An 18,946-nucleotide genomic window follows, 5' to 3' on the forward strand; every position below is an offset into this window, starting at 1 on the left:
TCAGCGCCGCAGGCGGCGGCCGCGAGCGACGGGCGCCGGTGCGTCGGCCGGTGCGCTCAAGTCGACGTCGACGCTCTGGAACGGCGCCGGCCGCTCGATCACGGAGCCCGGCGTCAACACCATCGTCGTCTCGCCGATCAAGGACAGATGCGGCAGCGGCGCGGTGGTATCGAACAGCGTGCCGCTGTTGCTCATGCGGGCGCTGGCGGCATCGAGCGGCAGCAGCAGGTCGACCTCGATGCGCGACGGTGCCGCATCGTCGGCCAGCTCGCGGGCGATCGCGTAGACGATCAGCAGCTCGCGGTAGGCCGGCAGATCGAAGAGCTCGCCATCGTCCTTGCGGAACAGCAGTGTCTCGAGCTCGGCCATCGCATCGATCGGCTGCGGCCACGCGCGCTGCAGCCGGGCGATCACGCGCGGATAGTCCTCCAGCAGGCGGCTCTGCTGCGGGTCGGTGTCCCAGTCCGGCGCATAAGCGTTGAAGCGCTGGTTGAAGCGCGAGCGTGTGCGCTCGTGCGCCGCGCGGTCGCCGAGGCGGCGCTGGATCTCCAGCAGCTTCAGGTACGGCAGCGGGCTGGTGCCGCCGGTGTCGCGCAGGTGCGCGACCAGCAGGTCGATCGCCGCCTCCTCTTGCCCGAGCACGCTGAAGAACTCCGCCTGTTGCTCGAGGTCGATCAGTTCCTCGGCCGACACCGGACGCGGCGGCGGGCTGGTCTGGTTCCAGGCCGGCTCGGCGGTCACCGGCGCCTGCAGCGTCGGCGCGACGCTCGGGTGCTCGCGGTCGTTGACGCCGAGCGTCGACGCGGGCGCGTTCTCGATCGGCAGGCTCAGGTCCGGCGGCGGAGCGGCGGACCGATGCAGCGGCGCCGGTTCGGCGACCGGGTCGGGCTGCACGTCGGCCAGCACCGCGGCGGCATCCGCATACCACTTGTCCTGCGCTTCCTGCCGCACCTGGCGCAGCCGCAGCGCCAGCCAGCTGGCCAGCAGCAGCAGCGCGCCGACCGCGACGATCAGCGGCGGCATCCAGCGATCCGCGGTGTCGCCCGAGGCTGCGCGAGCGCGCAGCTGCTGCAGTTGATCGCGCTGCTGGCGGCTGTCGGCCGACAGGCGCTCGACCTGCTCTTCCAGGCTCCTCACACGTGCCGCCGTTGCCGAGGCAGCGGCGGCGGCCGTCGCGGCGCTTTGCACGGACGCATGCACGGCGCTGGCCTGCTGCTCGGCCAGTGCCGCGGCGACGGCCTTGGCGATCAGCTCGGGATCGGCGGCTTCGAGCGACAGGCGCGGCGCGGCAGCCATGGCCGCGGGGGCGACCGGCTTGGGGCGCTGCTTCGCGCGGCGTTCGGCCGGCGCCTTGCTGAGCATGGGCGCGCGGGTGGGACGCGCGGCGGCGGATGCGGCCTTCACGGCCGGCATCACGGCCATCACTGCCACGTTCACCGCGCCTTGCGCGACGTCACTGCTCGGCACCTGCGCGCCGAGCAGCGGCGGATCCGCAAAGGCAGTGAAGCGCCGCGTGATGCGCGTGCCGCAGGTGCTGCTCACCTGCACCGTCACGACCGGCTCGTCGACCGCGACCAGCGAGACCACGCGCAGCAGCCGCTGCTGCGGCTCGGCGCCGGCTTCGATCATCCAGCGCAGGTGGTGAGGCGCGACGCGGCGATCGCCGAAGCTGGCCTCGGCGTGCACGCAGGCGGCGTCGAACGTCTCAGCGGGATCGATGCGCAGCGGCAGCGCGAAATTCAGCGGACTGCCCAGCGTCACCTGGCTCGGCGGCGGGCCGAAGCCGATCGCCCGTGCTGCCGTCGTGGCCGTCGACAACAGCAGGCCGCACAGCACGAACGCCAGCGATCGGATCAGGTGCATTGCGCGGCTTCGTCGCTGGGCTGGGACGCCAAAGGAATCGACCGACTCTAGCACCAATGGTTACAAATTGCGCCACGCCGGTGCAGCCGCGGCCGCCCTGCGCGGCGTTGTTCACGCGACGCCGGGCGGACCCGATTCAGCGGTCGTAGCCCGGCGACAGGCGGTCGAGCCGGCGCAGCAGGCCGGGCCATGCGAGCGCCCCAGCGCCCTGCCCGCGTGTCGCGCCGGCAGCCTGCTCGCGCGCCGTCGCGATGATCTCCGGGTGCACCGGCACCAGCGGCCCGCCGGCCTGCGCGCGGACCTGGATCGTGCAGACGGCCTCGAAGAAGTACATCGCGAGGAAGGCGTCGGCGATGGTCGCCCCGACCGTCAGCAGGCCGTGGTTGCGCAGCATCAGGTAGGTCTTGTCGCCGAGGTCACGCACCAGGCGCGGCTTCTCGTCGTCGCGCAGCGCGACGCCTTCGTAGTCGTGGTAACCGAGGCTCGCGAGCACGAAGATCGAGTGCTGCGACAAGGGCAACACGCCATCGCGCTGCGCCGACACCGCGATGCCGTTGATCGAGTGCGTGTGCAGCACGCACTGCGCATCGTGGCGTGCCGCATGCACCGCGCTGTGGATCGTGAAGCCGGCGGGGTTGACGGGGAACGGCGAGTCCTCGAGCTTGCTGCCCTGCTGGTCGACCTTGATCAGGCTCGACGCGGTGATCTCGTCGAACATCAGTCCATACGGATTGATCAGGAACTGGTCCTCGGTGCCCGGCACGCGCGCGCTGATGTGCGTGAAGACCAGGTCGTCCCACTTGAACAGCGCGACGAGGCGATAGGCCGCCGCAAGATCGACGCGCGTGCGCCATTCGTCGACATCGACTTGATCGCGGCGGGACGGCAAATCGAGCATCGGAGCAGCCATGAGAAATCTCCTCGGTCCAGTGCAGCGGCAATTCGCTCGTGGACAATAGTCATCCGATGTTGGCGCTGCTGTCGCGCCTGGGACAAGCCATGAATACCCCCGTTCTTACAATCGAAGAGCGTCACAACATCGAGTCCGCCTCGTGGTTTTCAAAGCTCTCCCAGCCGCTGCGCAATGCGATCCTGTCGCGCGCCTACGTGCGGCGTCTGCAGGACGGCGCACCGATGGCATCGCGCGGCACGCCGGCCGAGGATTGGTGCGGCGTCGCGAAGGGCGCGGTGCGGGTGTCGCTGGTGTCGCTGTCGGGCAAGCAGGTGACCTTGACCTATGTCGAGCCGGGCACCTGGTTCGGCGACATTGCGCTCTTCGACGGGCTGCCGCGCACGCACGATGCCGATGCGCACGGCGAGACCACGCTGCTGTGCGTGCGCAAGCCCGACTTCAAGGAACTGCTCGCGCAGCACACCGAGTTGTACGAGGCGCTGCTGCGCCTGAACTGCCGGCGCCTGCGCCTGCTGTTCAACCAGTTCGAGGACCTGAACACCAAGCCGCTCGCCGCGCGCCTGGCCAAGCAGATCCTGCTATTGGCCAAAAGCTACGGCATCGAGCAGGGCCAGGAAATCCGCATCGGACTGCAATTGGCGCAGGAAGACCTGGCGCAATTGCTCGGTGCCTCGCGCCAGCGCGTCAACCAGGAATTGAAGGGCTTCGAGCGCGACGGCGCGGTGCGTGTCGAGCCGACGCGCCTGGTCGTGCTGTCGCGCGAAAAACTGCTGGCGATCTCGGAAGACCGCTAGCCACAACTACCGAGGCCGAAAACGGCCTCCGCGGAGGCTGATCCCATGGACCAATTCACCGGCACGCGCACGGTGTCGTCGCAGCATGCCTTCGACCTCGAGAAGCTCGAGAGCTGGCTCGCCGAGCAGCTGCCCGGCTTCGCGGGGCCGCTGTCGGTCGAGCAGTTCAAGGGCGGGCAGTCCAATCCCACCTACAAGCTGATCACGCCGGCCAAGTGCTACGTGATGCGCAGCAAGCCGGGGCCGGTGGCCAAGCTGCTGCCGTCGGCGCATGCGATCGAGCGCGAATTCCGCGTCATGAGTGCGCTGGCGCTGACCGGCGTGCCGGTCGCCCGCATGCACGTGCTGTGCGAGGACGAGTCAATCATCGGCCGCGCCTTTTACGTGATGGAGTTCGTCGCCGGCCGCGTGCTCTGGGACCAGGCCCTGCCCGGCATGAGCAACGACCAGCGCGGCGCGATCTACGACGAGATGAACCGCGTCATCGCGACGCTGCATTCGGTCGACGTCAAGGCGGTGGGCCTGGCCGACTACGGCAAGCCCGGCAACTACTTCGCGCGCCAGGTCGGCCGCTGGTCCAAGCAGTACCTGGCCTCGGTGACGCAGGACATCCCCGAGATGAACCGGCTGATCGACTGGCTGCCGGCCCACATGCCGGCGAGCGCGCTGGACGAGAGCCAGGTCGCGATCGTGCACGGCGACTACCGCCTCGACAACCTGATCTTCGACGCCGCCGAGCCGCGCATCACCGCGGTGCTCGACTGGGAGCTGTCGACGCTCGGCCACCCGCTGGCCGACTTCAGCTACCACTGCATGGCCTGGCACATTCCGCCCGGCACCTTCCGCGGCATCGGCGGGCTCGACCATGCGGCGCTGGGCATCCCGAGCGAACGCGAGTACATCCGGCGTTATTGCGAACGCACCGGCCGCGGCACGCCCGACGAGCTGCTCGCCGACTGGAATTTCTACCTCGCCTACAACCTCTTCCGCCTCGCCGCGATCACGCAGGGCATCGCCAAGCGCGTCGTCGACGGCATCGCCGCCAGCCCGCAGGCCAAGGCCACCGGTGCCGCGACGCCCAAGCTCGCCGAGCTGGCCTGGGGTTTCGCGCAGGCCGCATGAACATTTGAAAGGTCGTTGATGGACTTCAGCTACTCCCCCAAGACGCAAGCCCTGCGCGAGCGCGTGATCGCGTTCATGGACGCGCACATCTTCCCGAACGAGAAGCGCTACGACGCCGAGCAGGCGGCGAACACCGCGTCAGGCAACCGCTGGCAGCCGCTGCCGCTGATCGAGGAGCTCAAGCCCAAGGCGCGCGCCGCCGGCCTGTGGAACCTGTTCCTGCCCGAGAGCGAATACGGCGCCGGCCTGTCGAACCAGGAATACGCGCCGCTGGCAGAGCTGATGGGCCGCGTGCTGTGGTCGAGCGAGGTCTTCAATTGCTCGGCGCCCGACACCGGCAACATGGAAGTGCTGGTGCGCTACGGCACGCCGGAGCAGAAAAAGCGCTGGCTCGAGCCGCTGCTGGCCGGCGAGATCCGCTCGGGCTTCGCGATGACCGAACCGGCGGTCGCCTCGTCGGATGCGACGAACATCGAGTCGTCGATCCGCCGCGACGGCGATGACTATGTGATCAACGGCCGCAAGTGGTGGACCTCCGGCGCCGGCGACCCGCGCTGCAAGGTGCTGATCTTCATGGGCAAGACCGATCCGGAGGCGCCCAGGCATTCGCAGCAGTCGATGATCCTGGTCCCGATGGATACCCCGGGGGTCAAGATCCTGCGCCACCTGCCGGTCTTCGGCTGGGACGACGCACCGCACGGCCACATGGAGATCGACTTCAAGGACGTGCGCGTACCGGCGACCAACATGCTGCTGGGCGAAGGCCGCGGCTTCGAGATCGCGCAGGGCCGCCTCGGGCCCGGCCGCATCCACCATTGCATGCGCACGATCGGTGTCGCCGAGCGTGCGCTCGAGTTCATGTGCAAGCGCGCGACGACGCGCGTGGCGTTCGGAAAATCGATCGCGCAGCACACGGTGACGCAGGAGCGCATTGCCGAGGCCCGCTGCATGATCGAGCAGGCGCGGCTGCTGACGCTGAAGGCCGCGTGGATGATGGACGCCGCCGGCAACAAGAGCGCGAAGGCCGAGATCGCGATGATCAAGGTCGTCGCGCCGAACATGGCGCTGCAGGTGATCGACTGGGCCATGCAGGTGCACGGCGCGGCCGGCGTCTGCGAAGACTTCCCGCTCGCCGGCAACTACGCCGCGGTGCGCACGCTGCGCTTCGCCGACGGTCCGGACGAGGTGCACCGCAACGCGATCGCGAAACTCGAACTCGGGCGCTACGCCTGACGAGAGAGAGGGACTACTCGTCCTCGGTCGGCCGCGACGGCGGCCAGACCGACGGTCGCAGCGTGCCGGTGGCCCCGCCGGCCGAGGCATCGCTCCAGTCGCGCGCCAGCTGGCGCGCCGACGGCAGGATGCGCTCGAACACGCCATGCCAGCGCGTCAGCACATCGGGGTCCGGTGACGGCATCGCAGTGCGGAACGTCAGGCGGCCGCGCGTGATCGTGAACACCGCCGGCGCGTGCGCCGGCACCTTGTCGATCGTCTCGGCCAGCGCTTCCTCGAGCGCGGCGGTGAGCCACAGCTGCAGCCAGGGCTTCACGCTGGCGACCGCCGAGTAGCGGTCCTTCAGCTTGCCGAGCTCGCTGCCGGTGAGCTTCGGGAACATCACCAGCCAGCGCATCTCGGGCGGCGTCTCGGTGTCGATGCGGGTCTGCACGTCTTCGACGTATTGCTCGAAGACGGCCTTCTCCATCGTTTCCATCAGCTCGCGGTTGAGCACCAGCACCAGCATCTCGCGCGCGGTGCCGATGTCGGCCGACATGCGCAGCTCGCGCCCTTCGATGTAGCTGCGCTGCGAGTCACCCCACTCGATGCGCCAGGCATTCTCGGCCGTGCTGCCCTGCGGTTCGATCGTGCAGCCATCGGCATCGCGCACGCGCTTGAGCTGCAAGCCGCGCTTGTCCGCCCACTCCTGGAACAACGACACATCGGTCGACTTGGGGCCTTTGCTCCACAGACGCCGCAGCGATTCCAGCATGGTTTAGAGTCAGCCACGGCATGCGGCCGAAGAGGGGACAAGAATGATCGAAGTGTATTCCTGGGCCACGCCCAACGGTCACAAGGTTCACATCATGCTCGAGGAATGCGGCCTGTCCTACCGCATTCATGCGGTCGACATCGGCGCCGGCGAGCAGTTCGATCCGGCCTTCCTCGCGATCAGCCCGAACAACAAGATCCCGGCCATCGTCGATCCCGACGGTCCCGAGGGCAAGCCCTTCAGCGTCTTCGAGTCCGGCGCGATCCTGCTGTACCTCGCCGGCAAGACCGGCAAGCTGCTGCCCGACAGCGTGGCCGGCAAGTACGAAGTGCTGCAGTGGCTGATGTTCCAGATGGGCGGCGTCGGCCCGATGCTCGGCCAGACGCATCACTTCCGCATCTACGCGCCCGACAAGATCCCCTACGCGATCGAGCGCTACAGCAACGAAGCCAAGCGCCTGTACGGCGTGATGGACAAGCGCCTCGCACGCTCGAAATACCTCGGCGGTCCCGAGTATTCGATCGCCGACATCGCCGTCTTCCCGTGGCTGCGCTCGTGGAAGAACCAGGGCATCGAGTGGAGTGACTTTCCCTACCTGAAGGGCTGGTTCGACGAGGTCTCCGCACGGCCGGCCGTCAAGCGCGGCGTCGAGGTGCTGGCCGAGCGGCGCCGGCCGCTGACCGACGATCGTTCCCGCAGCATTCTCTTCGGCGACGAGCAGTACAAGCGGCACTGAGGCATCGACGCTCGTCAGTGCACGAGCGTCGATTGCACCGCCGGCACCGCGAACGCGCGGCCGACCAGTGCGCGCGCGAACAGGTAGTTGTTGCGCGAGCGCTCGCTCAATGCGTTGAGGTCCACGGCGCCGCGGGCGTCGCAGGGGAACGTGAGGCCGCGGCCGGCGCCGACCAGCGAGTCGAAGCGCAGTTCGAAACCCGGACCGTCGTCGATGCGAAGCGCAGTCATGGTGGACCTCCTGCTCAACCGATCCGTCGTGTTCGACCGATCGATGGCCACAGCATGGTCCGCGGCTGTTGCGCTGCCGTTTCATGGGACGCCTCGCCAGGCTACGTTTGTAGCGCAGCTAGGGGCAGTTCAGGATGCCGCCGCCCGTGCTGCAGACGCCGCGCGGACCGAGCAGGTTCGAGCCGAAGCGGGTCAGGCGCGAGCCGTCGCTGGCCCAGCAGCCGGTCGGATCGCAGCTCGTCACGACCACCGGCGGCGAGGGTCGGGGCGTAATCACCGTTGGCGGCGTGGTCGGCGCGGCCGGCATGCGCAGTGACGGCGGCAGCGCGACCATCGGTGCGACGCTGAGTGGCGGACGTGCCGAAGCCGTTGGTGGCGGCGCGTCGCCCGAACCACCGAGGCAGGCGCGCGCGGCATCGCGGCGCAGCGCGCGCACCTGATCGAGGGTGTGGCGTTGCACGCGATCGTCACCGGGCGCGGCAGCATTGCGGGCGGCAATCGCCCGCGCTTCCAACTGGCCGAGCGCCTCGAGTGCCGTTCGGCATTCAGCCGATGTGGGCGCGCTGCCCTGCGGCGCGGCGCTCGCGCCCAGCGCCAGCATCCATCCGGTCAACAGCAGCGAACGGCGTCCCATGCCGCTTCGAGCCGCGGCGGGGCGACAAGTTCGTCGCACTCCGTTCGGCCACGGCTCCTAGAATCCGCCTCCGACTGCCCGTAGCTCAACTGGATAGAGCACCAGCCTTCTAAGCTGGGGGTCGGGGGTTCGAGTCCCTCCGGGCAGGCCAGTGTTCACGCGCCTTCCAAAGCTTGAACCCGCGCTGAAAGTTCTTCGAAGGCCAGCGCGAATTCCTCGATCGCTCTCTTGGCCACTTCGGCCAGTGCAAGCGCCTCGTCGTCGGACGCCGACATGCCCGGGAAGCTGGCCAGCGCATTGCCCAGTTCACCGGCGGTCAGCCGCAGTGCGTTCAAGTCCATGGGTGCGCCCCTTTCAGAGGGTCAGTGGGTCGTTGGGCGAGGCCAGGATAGCCCACGGGCAACTCCCGCGGCCGTGGCGAGCATCGATTGCCCTTGCACGCCCGCACCCGAGGCACTGGCACGCTCGGCACAAGTGCGAGACCATGCGCACTCGTGCCGGCCAGGGTTGGCCGCGGAGCGCCTGATGACCTCACCCCATGGCTCCTTGCCCGATGACGTGCGCGAGGCGCTGCAGCGCGGCAGCATCTTCGATGCCATCAAGCTGCTGCGGCGCTCCGGCGTGGCGAACCTGAAGGAGGCGAAGGCCGTGCTCGAGGCGGAGGCCCGCCGCATCAACGCGGCCAAGGGCGTTGCACCGCGGCCTGCGGGCGGTGCCAAGCCGGCGCCGACATCGGGCGCCTTTCCGCCCGCAGCCATCGACGCGCTGCGCCGCGGCAACAAGATCGAAGCCATCCGCATCGTGCGCGAGCACCGCGGCCTCGGGCTGAAGGAAGCCAAGGACCTCGTCGAAGCGCACGAGCAGATGCTGGTGCCCACCGTCGACAGCCTGTCGCCGCGCAACGGGCTGTCGCCCGGCGAGGTGCCACGCACCGGCGGGCGGGTGGCGTGGGTGCTGGCGCTGGCGACGATCGTCGCGGCGCTGATCTACCACTTCGTGCTGCGCGATCCCGGCTGAGGGGCGACGAGACGGGAACGCCGGCATCACGCGGCGAGGGCGTTGTGAATCGCCGTCGCGACGATCGCACCGTGGCCCACGGCCACCGCAATCTGGTCCAGCGCACTGACGACATCGCCGGCGGCATGCAGCCCCGGCACACTGCTGCGCCCGTGTGCGTCGACGATCACCGTGCCCAGTGCATCCAGCGTGGCCCCGACTTGGCCGCCCAGCCGAGCTCGCGGCTGCGCGCCCAGCGCGGCGTAGATCACGTCGGCTTCGAGGGGAGGTGCCGTTCCCTCGCAGTGCAGGCGCACCAGCGCCTGCGCATTGACCTCCACCGCTTGTGGCACGGCCTCGACGCACACGATGCCTGCCTGCTGCAGTGATGCGCGCAGGCGGTCGTTCACCGGTGCTTGCGCCGGGTCGACCACCAGCGTCAACTCGGCGCTGAAGGGATGCAGGAACAGCGCCTCGCGCGCACCGTGGTCGCCGCGCCCGATCACCAGAATGCGCCGGCCGCGGAACTCGTGCGCGTCGCAGATCGGGCATTGGCGCAGCAGGCCGCGATCGCGCAGTTCGGCGATGCCCTCGATCGCCGGCTCGGCGTCGCACACGCCGGTTGCCAGCAGCACCGTGCGTGCGCGCAGCTGCCCGTGCCGGCTCTGCGCGACGAAGCTGCCGTCGTCGGTGCGCGCGAGCAGCGTCGCTTCGTCGGCGATGATGCTGCCGCCGGCTTCGGTCAACTGCTCGCGCATGCGCTGCAGCAATTGCGGGCCTGACACGCCCTGCGGAAAACCGGGATAGTTGTGCGTGCGCTCAATGCGCTCGGCGCGGCTGTCGCCGGCATCGAGCACCGCGATGCGGCGCTGCAGCCGCTGCAGGTAGATCGCCGCTGTCAAGCCGGCAGGGCCGGCGCCGATCACCAGGCAGTCGAGCATCGCCGGCGCCTAGCGTTCAAAGAACGCGCAATGGGTGTCCGCTCGGGCCGCGACTCGATGCGGCCAACGAGTCGGATCTGCTGCTGCGATGAGGCCATGGGTGCCCGGAGCAAACCCGGTGCCTGCAATCCACGCCGGACCGCCGGCGCTCACGCATGAGCGCTTGTCGTTATTGGCTGCTCGCCGCGGCGGCCATCAGCCGCCGCGGCAAGCGCCCTCCTCCCTACCCTCTCTCCCTGAGCCGCTGCCTCTTCGGTGTCGGGAATTCTTAACGAGACGGCCGCGCGACGGAATTCTCCCGAGGTACTAGTACCTCGGGAGGTGCCCCAGCGCCGCGGCCAGCGCATCGGCATGCAGCGGCTTGGCCAGCACGCGCACGTCGCTTGTCGCGGCCAGCGCGGCTTGTGCGGCCTGCGGCTGCGCCGTCACCAGCAGCGCGGGGATCTGATCCTGCGCCTCGGCACGAACCCGCGCGATCGCCTGCGGGCCGGTGTGTCCGTCGCCGAGGTCGTGGTCACTGACGACCAGGTCCGGCAGGCGCAGGCTCTCCCGCACGGCCGCGACGGCATCATCGATCGAGCCGGCGCTGATCACCATGCAGTTGTACGAGGTCAGCAAGGTCGCCATGCTCTTGAGCACCAGGGGATCGTCGTCGATCAGCAGCACGAGCCGGCCGTCGAGCAGCGGCGCGAGGCGGGCCGAGCCGGCCTCGGCGGCGGCGCTGAACGCGATCGGCACGCCGACCTCGAACAGCGAGCCGCGCCCGGTGCGCGAGCGCACGCGCAGGCCGTGGCTCAGGCGATGCGCGGCGCGCTGCACGATCGCCAGGCCCAGCCCCAGGCCCTGCCGGTTCGTGCGCGCGGCGCGCGACACCTGGAAGAACTCCTCGAACACGCGCGCCAGGTCCTCGCGAGCGATGCCGATGCCCGAGTCCCACACCTGCAGCCACAGCGTGGCGCCGCGCCGGCGGCAACGCACGCGCACGCCGCCGGCGGGCGTGTAGCGGATCGCGTTGGCGACCAGGTTCGACACGATGCGTTCGAGCTGGAAGTGGTCGCTGCGCACGCGCAAAGGGGGGGCCAGCACCTGCAGCCGCAGTCCCTTGGCGAGCGCCTGCGGCTCGAACTGCAGCCGCACGCGCGCCAGCATGTCGTCGACGGCGAATGCGGTGATGTCGAGCGGAACCGCGCCCGCATCGAGCCGCGAGATCTCGAGCAAGGCGCCCAGCAAGGCTTCCATCGACTGCACGGAGGCGTCGATCTGCTCGACGGTGCCGACGTCGGCGCCGCCGCGAGCGCGCGCCGCGTCCGACAACAACGCGATCGTGTGCAGCGGCTGCCGCAAGTCGTGCGTGACCGAGGCGAGGAAGAAGGTCTTCGAGAGATTGGCGCGCTCCGCTTCACGGCGTTGCACGCCCAGCTCGTCGATCAGCGCCCGGCGTTCCTCGGCGACGCGCATGGCCTGCGTGATCGACGTGTTGTGCGCGCGCACGATGCGCATCATCAGCCCGACTGCGATCGCGAAGCCGATGCCGGTGACGACACCGAGCGGGCCGCCGCTGACGATCAGGTCGGCACTCGGAATGAGCTGGCATGGCACGCCGAACAGCGAGATGCCGGGCCGGTAGGCGGCGAACTGGCTCAAGCTGCCGGTGACCATCAGCAGCGTTCCCATCACGACGTACGGCGTGGCCCAGGCCGGCGCGGGCACCAGCACCGCCGATCCCCAGACCAGGCCGAGCAGGAAGATGCAGAGTTGGAAGCGCTGCTGCCACCTGCCGAGTGCGTCATCGCTCGGCCGGCTGCGGCGGAAGCCGACGATGACCGCGGTCAGCGCCGCGGTCGCCGCCGCGGCGAGCACGCACCAGAGGAGGTACGACGCCGACCCGACCGCCTGGAAGCCCGCGGCCCACAGCACGCAGGCCAGGATGGTGCCGACGATCCCGGCCGGTGCCTCGTCCATCATCTTGCGGAACTGCCGCGACGAGATCTCGCGCATCGTGTCCGGCGCGTCGGCCGGCGACGGCAGCGAAGCCGGCCGGCGCCACAGGCCGCGAAAGTCGTCGACGGTTTCCATCAGGCCCGCGATGAGGCGGCGCCACGCGGCAGCCTGCGTGTCGTCGCCGCTCATGCGTCGAGCGAAATGCCGCGCCGCGCAGTCTCCAGGATCGCGCCGACACGCGACGTCACGCCCAGCGCGCGCAGGATCGGCTTCACGTGCTGCTTGATCGTCGACTCGGCGATGTTCAGCGAGTTGGCGATCGCCTTGTTGGACTTGCCCTGCACGATGAAGCGGAACACCTGGACCTGGCGTTCGGTCAAGCCGAGGTCGCCCAGCTTCGTGCATGCCACCGGCGTCGGCGGCACCGGCAACGCCCGCCCGTCGCCGAAGGCGATCGACGGCACGTAGATGCCGTTGGCCAACACGACCTCGAGCGCCGAGCGCAGCACGTCCATCGAGGTCGTCTTCGGCACGAAGCCCATTGCCCCGCCCGCCAGCGCGTCGAGCACGGTCTGCCGGTCCTCCTGCGCGGAGAGCACGACGATCGGCAGGTCTTCGCGTTCCTGCCGGAACTGCGACAGCGCGTCGATGCCGTGGGTGCCGGGCAGGCCCAGGTCGAGCAGCACCAGCGTGATGTCCGCCTGCTCGCGGGCGATCCGCAGCGCATCGCCGAGCGTGCCGGCCTCGAGCGTGACCGAGTCGGGGCTGAGGCGCGCGAGCACGAGCTTCAGGCCCTCGCGGAACAGGGCGTGGTCGTCGACGAGGAGAATCTTCATGAGCGTGTGAGAACGCGCTTGCGCCGACATGCCATCGCGGCAAGGCGCGGTGGTCGGGGTGAGACGATTCGAACGTCCGACCCACTGCTCCCAAAGCAGTTGCGCTACCAGGCTGCGCTACACCCCGAAGCTGCGGATTCTAGTTCCACCGGCGCCCCGCCCGGCGGATCAGGCCGGTTCGGCCATCACCACGATGCCGTCGGCATCGGCATAGAGCCAGTCGCCGGGGCGGATCCACTGGCCCTGGATCTGCACCGGCAGGTCGGTCTGGCCGGCTGCCTTGCGCTCCGTCGGCAGCGGCATCAGCGCCAGTGCGCGGATGCCGATCTCGGTCTGGCGCAACTCGGCGATGTCGCGCACGCAGCCGTCGACGACGATGCCGGCCCAGCCGTTGCGCGCAGCGGTGGCGGCGAGGTTGCCGCCGACCAGCGCGCGGCGCAGCGAGCCGCCGCCGTCGATCACCAGCACGCGGCCCTCGCCGGCCGATTCGACAGCGGCCTTGACCGACGTGTTGTCCTCGAAGCACTTGACCGTCGCCACCAGGCCGCTGAAGACCGCGCGCCCGCCGTAGTCGTTGAACACCGGTGGCAGCACGCGGAAGCTGCCGTCGCTGTCGTTCTTGTGCAGGTCGCACAGGTCGCAGGTGGCCAGCAGGGGCATCGGGTCCTCCGGGGAATCAGTTCGTCTGCGGCGGATGATAGAGGCCGGCTTGGGCGCTTCAGGCGTTCGTTATCTTTCGAATCGGGGGTTTCACGTCCTCGGCGCGCGGCGGCAGCATCACCTGGTGTTCACGTGGGGCGTTCAGGATGATCGAGGTCGAGGTTTCGGCGAGCAGGCAGAAGCGCGTGACGACGGCATCGAGGTGCGGCACGTCGATCACCGCGATCTCGAGGATCCAGCTGTCTTCGCCGGTGACGTTGAAGGCATTGATGACCTCCGGCGTCTCCTTGATCAGCTTGACGATGCGCGCGTACTCGGCACGCGCGACGCGCACGATCGCGCGGATGCCGTAGCCGAGCGCGCCCAGGTCGACCGTCGCGCGGTAACCGCTGATCACGCCGGCGGCTTCGAGCTTGCGCACGCGCTCGGTGGCCGCGGGCTGCGACAGGTGCACGCGGCGGCCGAGCTCGGCCATCGAGATGCGGGCATCGGCCTGCAACTCGGCGAGGATGCGGGTGTCGTAGCCGTCGAGCGGGATGGATTCGGGCATGTTCAAAGCCTAGCGCCGGTTCGGCCTTGAAATCAACGGTGAAATCGACGAGCAATCTGCAAATTTGGCTGGAATGCTGGGCGGCGCCCTTTTACGATTCAACCCACCATGACGACCGCCCTCGCCACCCCTTCGCGCGGCCTGCCGCCGCTGGTCATCGCCTGCCTCGCCGCCACCTGGCTGGTCTGGGGCTCGACCTACCTGGCGATCAAGATCGCCCTCGTCAGCCTGCCGCCCTTCCTGCAAATGGGCTCGCGCTTCGTCGTCGCCGGCGCGCTGCTGTTCGGCTGGATGGCCTGGCGCGGCGCGGCGCTGCCGAGCGCGAAGCAATGGCGCAACGCGCTGATCGTCGGCAGCCTGATGCTCGGCGGCGGCATGGGCGGCACGGCGCTGGCCGAGGTCAGCGTCGGCTCGGGCCTGGTGGTGGCCTTCATCGCCGTCGTGCCGCTGATGATCGCGCTGGCCAATCGCTTCTATGGCGTCAAGCCGGCGCGGGCGGAGTTGGCCGGCATCGTCGTCGGCCTCGGCGGCGTGCTGCTGCTGACGCAGGGTGCCGGCTTCCAGGCTTCGCCGGCGGGGCTGGCGGCCATCTCGGTGGCCTGCGTCACGTGGTCGCTCGGCAGCGTGCTCAGCCAGCGCAGCCTGCCGCTGGCGCCGGGCGCGATGGGCTTCGCGAGCGAGATGTTGTGCGGCGGCGTCGTGCTGCTGGTGCTGGCCGCCTTCACCGGAGAGACGCTGCCGACGCAGATCGAGCCGCAAGCCATCGCCGCCTGGGCCTACCTGGTGGTCGCCGGCTCGCTGATCGCCTTCAACGCCTACATGTATCTGCTGGCGAATGCATCGCCGGGGCTGGCGTCGAGCTACACCTTCGTCAACCCGGTGATCGCGATGCTGCTCGGCGTGGCGCTGGCCGGTGAGCGCATCACGCTGGCCGAGTGGCTCGCCGCCGGCGTGATCCTCGCAGGCGTCGTGCTGTTGCTGCGGGCGAAGCAGCGCGTCTGAATCAGCGCTTCAGGTCGCCCCACAGCATCGTGATGAAGCGGTCGGGCGGGATGAAGCCGCCGCCCCAGACCGCGTCGAACTCGGCTGTCGGCTTCGCAGCCACCACCTCCTCCAGCTTGCGCCCGGCGCGCACGTGTTCCTTGATGCGGCCGCTGACGGTGGCCAGCATGTCGCGATAAGCCTTCAGGTCGGCCTTGCTCGCCCTGGGGCCGTGGCCGGGGATGATCTGCGTGTCGTCGCGGGCGATCGCCAGCACCTTGTCCACCGCCGCGATCACGCCGTCGACCGAGCCGCCGCTGCTGGTGTCGATGAACGGGTAGAGCTTGTTGAAGAACACGTCGCCCAGGTGCAGCACGTTGCTCTGGCGGAAATGCACGATCGCATCGCCGTCGGTGTGCGCGTTCGGCACGTGGAAGACCTGCACCTCGTCGCCGTTCAAGTGAAACGACACATCGCTGGTGAAGGTGACGATCGGCAGCGCCGCCTTCGGCGAGGCCTTGATCGGCATCTGCAGGAACGAGATCACCTGGTCCGAGGACATGCGCTTGCGCACGTTGGCATGCGCGACGATCGCCGCGCCGGCCTTGGCGTGGTTCTCGTTGCCGCCGGTGTGGTCGAAATGCCAGTGCGTATTGAGCACGAACTTCACCGGCTGCTTGCTCAGCGTGGCGATCGCCGCCTGGATCTTGGCCGTCAGCGGCGCGAACTGGTCGTCGACGACGAAGACCGCATCGTCGCCGACCGACACGCCGAGGTTGCCGCCGGCGCCGGTCAGCATGTAGGTCGAGGCGCTGAGCTTCTCGATCTTGATCTCGACCTTCGACCAGTCCTGCGGCTGCGCCTGCACCGGCGCCGCGGTCATCATTGCAGTGGCGGCCACGGCCGCCCACCAACGAGCTTGCATCGTCATTCCTCCTGGCGTTGTTGAATCAATGGCCGGCGCGGCGCGCGGCCTCGCGGATCGCGCTCAAGGTCGAGCGCGAAGTACTGACGTCGGCATCGAGCTTCAAGTGGATCAGCATCGGTGCGCCGGGCTGCAAGCCTTCAGCGAACGCGGCCTCGAAGTCCTCGGTGCGGTTCACGCGCGCCGCGCGCCAGCCATAGGCGGTGGCGAGCGCCGCGAAGTCCGGGTTGAACAGGTCGCTGCCGCTGACACGGCCCGGGTACTCGCGTTCCTGGTGCATGCGGATCGTGCCGTAGGTGCCGTTGTCGACAACCAGGCTGATCAGCCGGCCGGCGCCGCGGTTCGCGCCGTAGCCGGTGGCGGTGGCGAGCTCCTGCCCGGTCATCAGGAAGTCGCCGTCACCGGCGACGTTGATCACCGTGCGCTCCGGGTGCAGCAGCGCCGCGGCCACCGCCGCCGGCACACCGTAGCCCATCGCGCCCGAGGTCGGCGCGAGCTGTGTGCGGCCATGGTGCTGCAGGCCGTAGTAGCGCACGTAGCGGTGCAGCCAGCCGCTGTAGTTGCCGGCGCCGTTGGTGTAGACCGTGTCGGCCGGCGCGAGGCGCTGCACGGTCTTCATCACCACCGCCATGTCCAGCGGCTCGACTGCCGGCGCGGCGTGATTGGCCTCGTAGTCCGCATGGGCTGCTTCGGTCCACGGCCCCCAAGCGAGCGTCGGCGGCGCGGTCAGCGATTCCAGCGCCTTCGCGGCCGCCGGCATCGCGGCCTGCAGCATCAGGTCGGCGTGGTAGACGCGGCCCAGCTCCTCGGGCCCGGCATGGATGTGCACGAGCTTCTGCTTCGGCCGCGGCGGCGTCAGCAGCGTGTAGCCGCTGGTCGTCATCTCGCCCAGGCGCACGCCGAGCGCGATGATCAGGTCCGCGTCTTTCACGCGTTGGGCGAGCTTCGGATTGATGCCGATGCCGACGTCGCCCGCATACAGCGGATGGCGGTTGTCGAAGGTGTCCTGGAAGCGGAAGCCGCAGCCCACCGGCAGCTGCCAGTTCTCGGCAAAGCGCTCGAGCGCCTTCGCGGCTTCGGCATCCCAGCCGGTGCCGCCGGCGATCACGAAGGGGCGCTGCGCCTCGAGCAGCAGCGAGCGCAGATCGCGCAGGCCGCCGGGCGCAGGCCAGGCCTGAGCGGGCTCGGTGCGCGGCAGCACCGGCGCGGTGATCGGCTGCGTCAGCATGTCTTCGGGCAGTACCAGCACCACCGGGCCGGGGCGGCCCTGCAGCGCCGTGTGGAAGGCGCGGGCAACATATTCCGGCAGGCGCTGCGGATCGTGGATCTCGCCGACCCACTTGGCCATGCCCAGCGTGCCGGGGCCGAACATCTGGCGGTAGTCGACCTCCTGGAAGGCCTCGCGGTCCCGCTGGTCGCTGGCGACCTGGCCGATGAACAGGATCATCGGCGTCGAGTCCTGGAAGGCGGTGTGCAGGCCGATGCTGGCGTTGGTCGCGCCCGGGCCGCGGGTGACGAAGCAGATGCCGGGGCGGCCGCTCAGCTTGCCCTGCGCCTCGGCCATGAAGGCGGCGCCGCCCTCCTGCCGGCAGGCGATGAAGCGGATCCTTTCGCGATGCTCGTGAAAGCCATCGAGCACCGCGAGGTAACTCTCGCCGGGCACGCCGAAGGCGGTGGTGATTCCCTGTTCGATCAGGCATTCGACCAGCGCGTGGCCGGCGAGGCGTGATGTCATCGCATCTCTCTCTCGTGAAGAAGAGGCGCGATTATCGGCGCGCGCCCGGCGCGCCGCACGGTCCCGCCCTCAGCCGCCGACCAGCGATGCGAAGCGCGCCAGATCGACGTTGCCGCCCGACAGCACGATGCCCACGCGCAGGCCGCGGATGTCGCCCAATGCGCCGTTGAACGCGGCGGCCACCCCGAGACAGCCGGTCGGCTCGACGATCAGCTTCATGCGCGCGGCCATGAACTTCATCGCCTCGATCAACTGCTCGTCGCTGGCGGTCACGATGCGCACCCCGAGCGCCTGCAGCACGGGAAAGACGTGGCGCCCGAGGTTGCGGCTCTGCGCCGCATCGGCGATCGTCTTCGGCGTCTCGATGCGCACGATCTCGCCGCGCTGCAGGCTCTGCTGGCCGTCGTTGCCGGCCTCGGGCTCGACGCCGATCGCCGCGCAGCGCGGCGCGGCGCCGGTCAGCGCGGTTGCGCAGCCCGACAGCAGGCCGCCGCCGCCCACCGGCGTCACCAGCAGGTCGAGCTCGCCGACCTGCTCGATCAGCTCCAGCGCCGCGGTGCCCTGGCCCGCCATCACGTGCGGATGGTCGAAGGGCGGCACGGGGGTCAGGCCACGTTCTTCGGCGATGCGCTGCAGCACCTGCTCCGGATCCTGCGCATAACGGTCGTAGCCGAGCACCTCGGCACCGTAGCCCTGCGTCGCGGCGCGCTTCATTGCGGCGGCATCGTGCGGCATCACGACGACGGCCTTGACGCCGAGCAGTTGCGCGGCCAGCGCGATGGCCTGGCCGTGGTTGCCCGACGAGAAGGTCACGACGCCGCCGGCGCGCTGCTGCGGCGTGAACTGCGCGATCGCGTTGTAGGCGCCGCGCAGCTTGAAGGCGCCGATGCGCTGCTGGTTCTCGGCCTTGAAGTAAAGCCGGGCGCCGCTCATCGCATCTGCGGTGCGCGAGGTCAGCGCCGGCGTGCGGTGCACGATGCCGGCCAGGCGCCGCTGGGCCGCGGCGACGTCGTCGTAGGTGATGGCGAGGGGGGTCATGGCCGCCACCGTAACGGCGTTCGCCTCACTTGAAACTGTGCTGCCCGCCACAGCCACACAGTGC

Annotated in this window: 20 protein-coding genes and 2 tRNA genes; 7 read left to right on the top strand and 15 right to left on the bottom strand. The window is 69.5% G+C overall.

Annotated features, from left to right (window positions below; translation table 11 throughout):
• A complete protein-coding gene (locus HLB44_RS22915) occupies positions 1 to 1,863 on the bottom strand; it encodes a type IV pilus assembly protein FimV (RefSeq protein ID WP_173127625.1) in 1,863 nt (620 codons plus the stop codon).
• A 136-nt stretch (positions 1,864 to 1,999) separates the two neighbouring features.
• A complete protein-coding gene (locus tag HLB44_RS22920; protein ID WP_173127628.1) occupies positions 2,000 to 2,773 on the bottom strand; it encodes a class II aldolase/adducin family protein in 774 nt (257 codons plus the stop codon).
• 89 nt (positions 2,774 to 2,862) lie between these two features.
• Here HLB44_RS22920 and HLB44_RS22925 point away from each other — a divergent pair, with 89 nt between their 5' ends.
• From HLB44_RS22925 to HLB44_RS22935, 3 genes are read left to right on the top strand one after another with little or no spacing between them, the layout of a single operon-like run.
• Positions 2,863 to 3,570 carry a Crp/Fnr family transcriptional regulator gene (locus HLB44_RS22925; RefSeq protein WP_173127631.1) on the top strand — a complete coding sequence of 236 codons (708 nt, stop codon included), beginning with the start codon at positions 2,863 to 2,865 and terminating at the stop codon, positions 3,568 to 3,570.
• 45 nt (positions 3,571 to 3,615) lie between these two features.
• Entirely contained in the window at positions 3,616 to 4,692 is a 1,077-nt protein-coding gene (locus HLB44_RS22930) for a phosphotransferase family protein (RefSeq protein ID WP_173127634.1), read from the top strand.
• 18 nt (positions 4,693 to 4,710) lie between these two features.
• Complete coding sequence (locus tag HLB44_RS22935; RefSeq protein WP_173127637.1) at positions 4,711 to 5,925, top strand: acyl-CoA dehydrogenase family protein; 1,215 nt, start codon at positions 4,711 to 4,713, stop codon at positions 5,923 to 5,925.
• 13 nt (positions 5,926 to 5,938) lie between these two features.
• Here the strand turns inward: HLB44_RS22935 and HLB44_RS22940 are convergent, their stop codons facing one another.
• Positions 5,939 to 6,679 (bottom strand): hypothetical protein, encoded by a 741-nt coding sequence (locus HLB44_RS22940; protein WP_173127640.1) that lies wholly within the window; start codon positions 6,677 to 6,679, stop codon positions 5,939 to 5,941.
• A gap of 43 nt (positions 6,680 to 6,722) precedes the next feature.
• On the opposite strand from HLB44_RS22940, the gene HLB44_RS22945 reads away from it, so the two are divergent.
• A complete protein-coding gene (locus HLB44_RS22945; protein WP_173127643.1) occupies positions 6,723 to 7,415 on the top strand; it encodes a glutathione binding-like protein in 693 nt (230 codons plus the stop codon).
• Positions 7,416 to 7,429: 14 nt separating this feature from the next.
• On the opposite strand, the gene HLB44_RS22950 is transcribed toward HLB44_RS22945, so the two are convergent.
• Positions 7,430 to 7,645, bottom strand: a complete 216-nt coding sequence (locus HLB44_RS22950) for a hypothetical protein (protein WP_173127646.1) — start codon at positions 7,643 to 7,645, stop codon at positions 7,430 to 7,432.
• A gap of 118 nt (positions 7,646 to 7,763) precedes the next feature.
• On the bottom strand, positions 7,764 to 8,279 hold the full coding sequence (locus HLB44_RS22955) for a hypothetical protein (RefSeq protein WP_173127648.1): 516 nt from the start codon (positions 8,277 to 8,279) through the stop codon (positions 7,764 to 7,766).
• Positions 8,280 to 8,353: 74 nt separating this feature from the next.
• Here HLB44_RS22955 and HLB44_RS22960 point away from each other — a divergent pair.
• A tRNA-Arg gene (locus tag HLB44_RS22960) sits at positions 8,354 to 8,430 on the top strand.
• A gap of 4 nt (positions 8,431 to 8,434) precedes the next feature.
• Here HLB44_RS22960 and HLB44_RS22965 read toward each other — a convergent pair.
• Positions 8,435 to 8,620, bottom strand: a complete 186-nt coding sequence (locus HLB44_RS22965; protein ID WP_173127652.1) for a hypothetical protein — start codon at positions 8,618 to 8,620, stop codon at positions 8,435 to 8,437.
• Positions 8,621 to 8,804: 184 nt separating this feature from the next.
• Between HLB44_RS22965 and HLB44_RS22970 the strand changes: the two genes are divergently transcribed.
• Positions 8,805 to 9,296, top strand: a complete 492-nt coding sequence (locus HLB44_RS22970) for a ribosomal protein bL12 (RefSeq protein ID WP_173127655.1) — start codon at positions 8,805 to 8,807, stop codon at positions 9,294 to 9,296.
• Between the two features lie 26 nt (positions 9,297 to 9,322).
• Here the strand turns inward: HLB44_RS22970 and HLB44_RS22975 are convergent, their stop codons facing one another.
• From HLB44_RS22975 to HLB44_RS23000, 6 genes are all read right to left on the bottom strand, one after another.
• Complete coding sequence (locus tag HLB44_RS22975) at positions 9,323 to 10,216, bottom strand: NAD(P)/FAD-dependent oxidoreductase (RefSeq protein ID WP_173127658.1); 894 nt, start codon at positions 10,214 to 10,216, stop codon at positions 9,323 to 9,325.
• Between the two features lie 306 nt (positions 10,217 to 10,522).
• On the bottom strand, positions 10,523 to 12,346 hold the full coding sequence (locus HLB44_RS22980; RefSeq protein ID WP_173127661.1) for an ATP-binding response regulator: 1,824 nt from the start codon (positions 12,344 to 12,346) through the stop codon (positions 10,523 to 10,525).
• Positions 12,343 to 12,993, bottom strand: coding sequence for a response regulator (locus tag HLB44_RS22985; protein ID WP_173127664.1), 651 nt, complete (start codon positions 12,991 to 12,993; stop codon positions 12,343 to 12,345). The genes HLB44_RS22980 and HLB44_RS22985 overlap by 4 nt, the downstream gene beginning before the upstream one ends.
• 50 nt (positions 12,994 to 13,043) lie before the next feature.
• Positions 13,044 to 13,120 (bottom strand) — tRNA-Pro (locus HLB44_RS22990).
• Positions 13,121 to 13,161: 41 nt separating this feature from the next.
• Positions 13,162 to 13,653 (bottom strand): ribonuclease E activity regulator RraA, encoded by a 492-nt coding sequence (rraA, locus tag HLB44_RS22995; RefSeq protein ID WP_173127667.1) that lies wholly within the window; start codon positions 13,651 to 13,653, stop codon positions 13,162 to 13,164.
• Positions 13,654 to 13,711: 58 nt separating this feature from the next.
• On the bottom strand, positions 13,712 to 14,203 hold the full coding sequence (locus tag HLB44_RS23000) for an Lrp/AsnC family transcriptional regulator (RefSeq protein ID WP_173127670.1): 492 nt from the start codon (positions 14,201 to 14,203) through the stop codon (positions 13,712 to 13,714).
• Between the two features lie 108 nt (positions 14,204 to 14,311).
• Between HLB44_RS23000 and yedA the strand changes: the two genes are divergently transcribed.
• The gene (gene yedA / locus HLB44_RS23005) at positions 14,312 to 15,205 is read left to right on the top strand and encodes a drug/metabolite exporter YedA (RefSeq protein ID WP_173127673.1); all 894 of its coding nucleotides are present in this window, start codon (positions 14,312 to 14,314) and stop codon (positions 15,203 to 15,205) included.
• A gap of 1 nt (position 15,206) precedes the next feature.
• Here the strand turns inward: yedA and HLB44_RS23010 are convergent, their stop codons facing one another.
• The 3 genes from HLB44_RS23010 to HLB44_RS23020 all read right to left on the bottom strand — a co-directional run bounded on the left by HLB44_RS23010 (position 15,207) and on the right by HLB44_RS23020 (position 18,882).
• A complete protein-coding gene (locus HLB44_RS23010; RefSeq protein WP_173127676.1) occupies positions 15,207 to 16,109 on the bottom strand; it encodes an MBL fold metallo-hydrolase in 903 nt (300 codons plus the stop codon).
• A 25-nt stretch (positions 16,110 to 16,134) separates the two neighbouring features.
• Positions 16,135 to 17,844 carry a thiamine pyrophosphate-binding protein gene (locus tag HLB44_RS23015; protein WP_173127679.1) on the bottom strand — a complete coding sequence of 570 codons (1,710 nt, stop codon included), beginning with the start codon at positions 17,842 to 17,844 and terminating at the stop codon, positions 16,135 to 16,137.
• A gap of 69 nt (positions 17,845 to 17,913) precedes the next feature.
• Positions 17,914 to 18,882, bottom strand: coding sequence for a threo-3-hydroxy-L-aspartate ammonia-lyase (locus tag HLB44_RS23020; protein ID WP_173127682.1), 969 nt, complete (start codon positions 18,880 to 18,882; stop codon positions 17,914 to 17,916).
• Positions 18,883 to 18,946 lie beyond the last annotated feature (64 nt).

Origin of the sequence: Pseudaquabacterium terrae (assembly GCF_013266755.1) — a bacterium.
In the GTDB taxonomy this organism is placed as follows: domain Bacteria; phylum Pseudomonadota; class Gammaproteobacteria; order Burkholderiales; family Burkholderiaceae_C; genus Pseudaquabacterium; species Pseudaquabacterium terrae.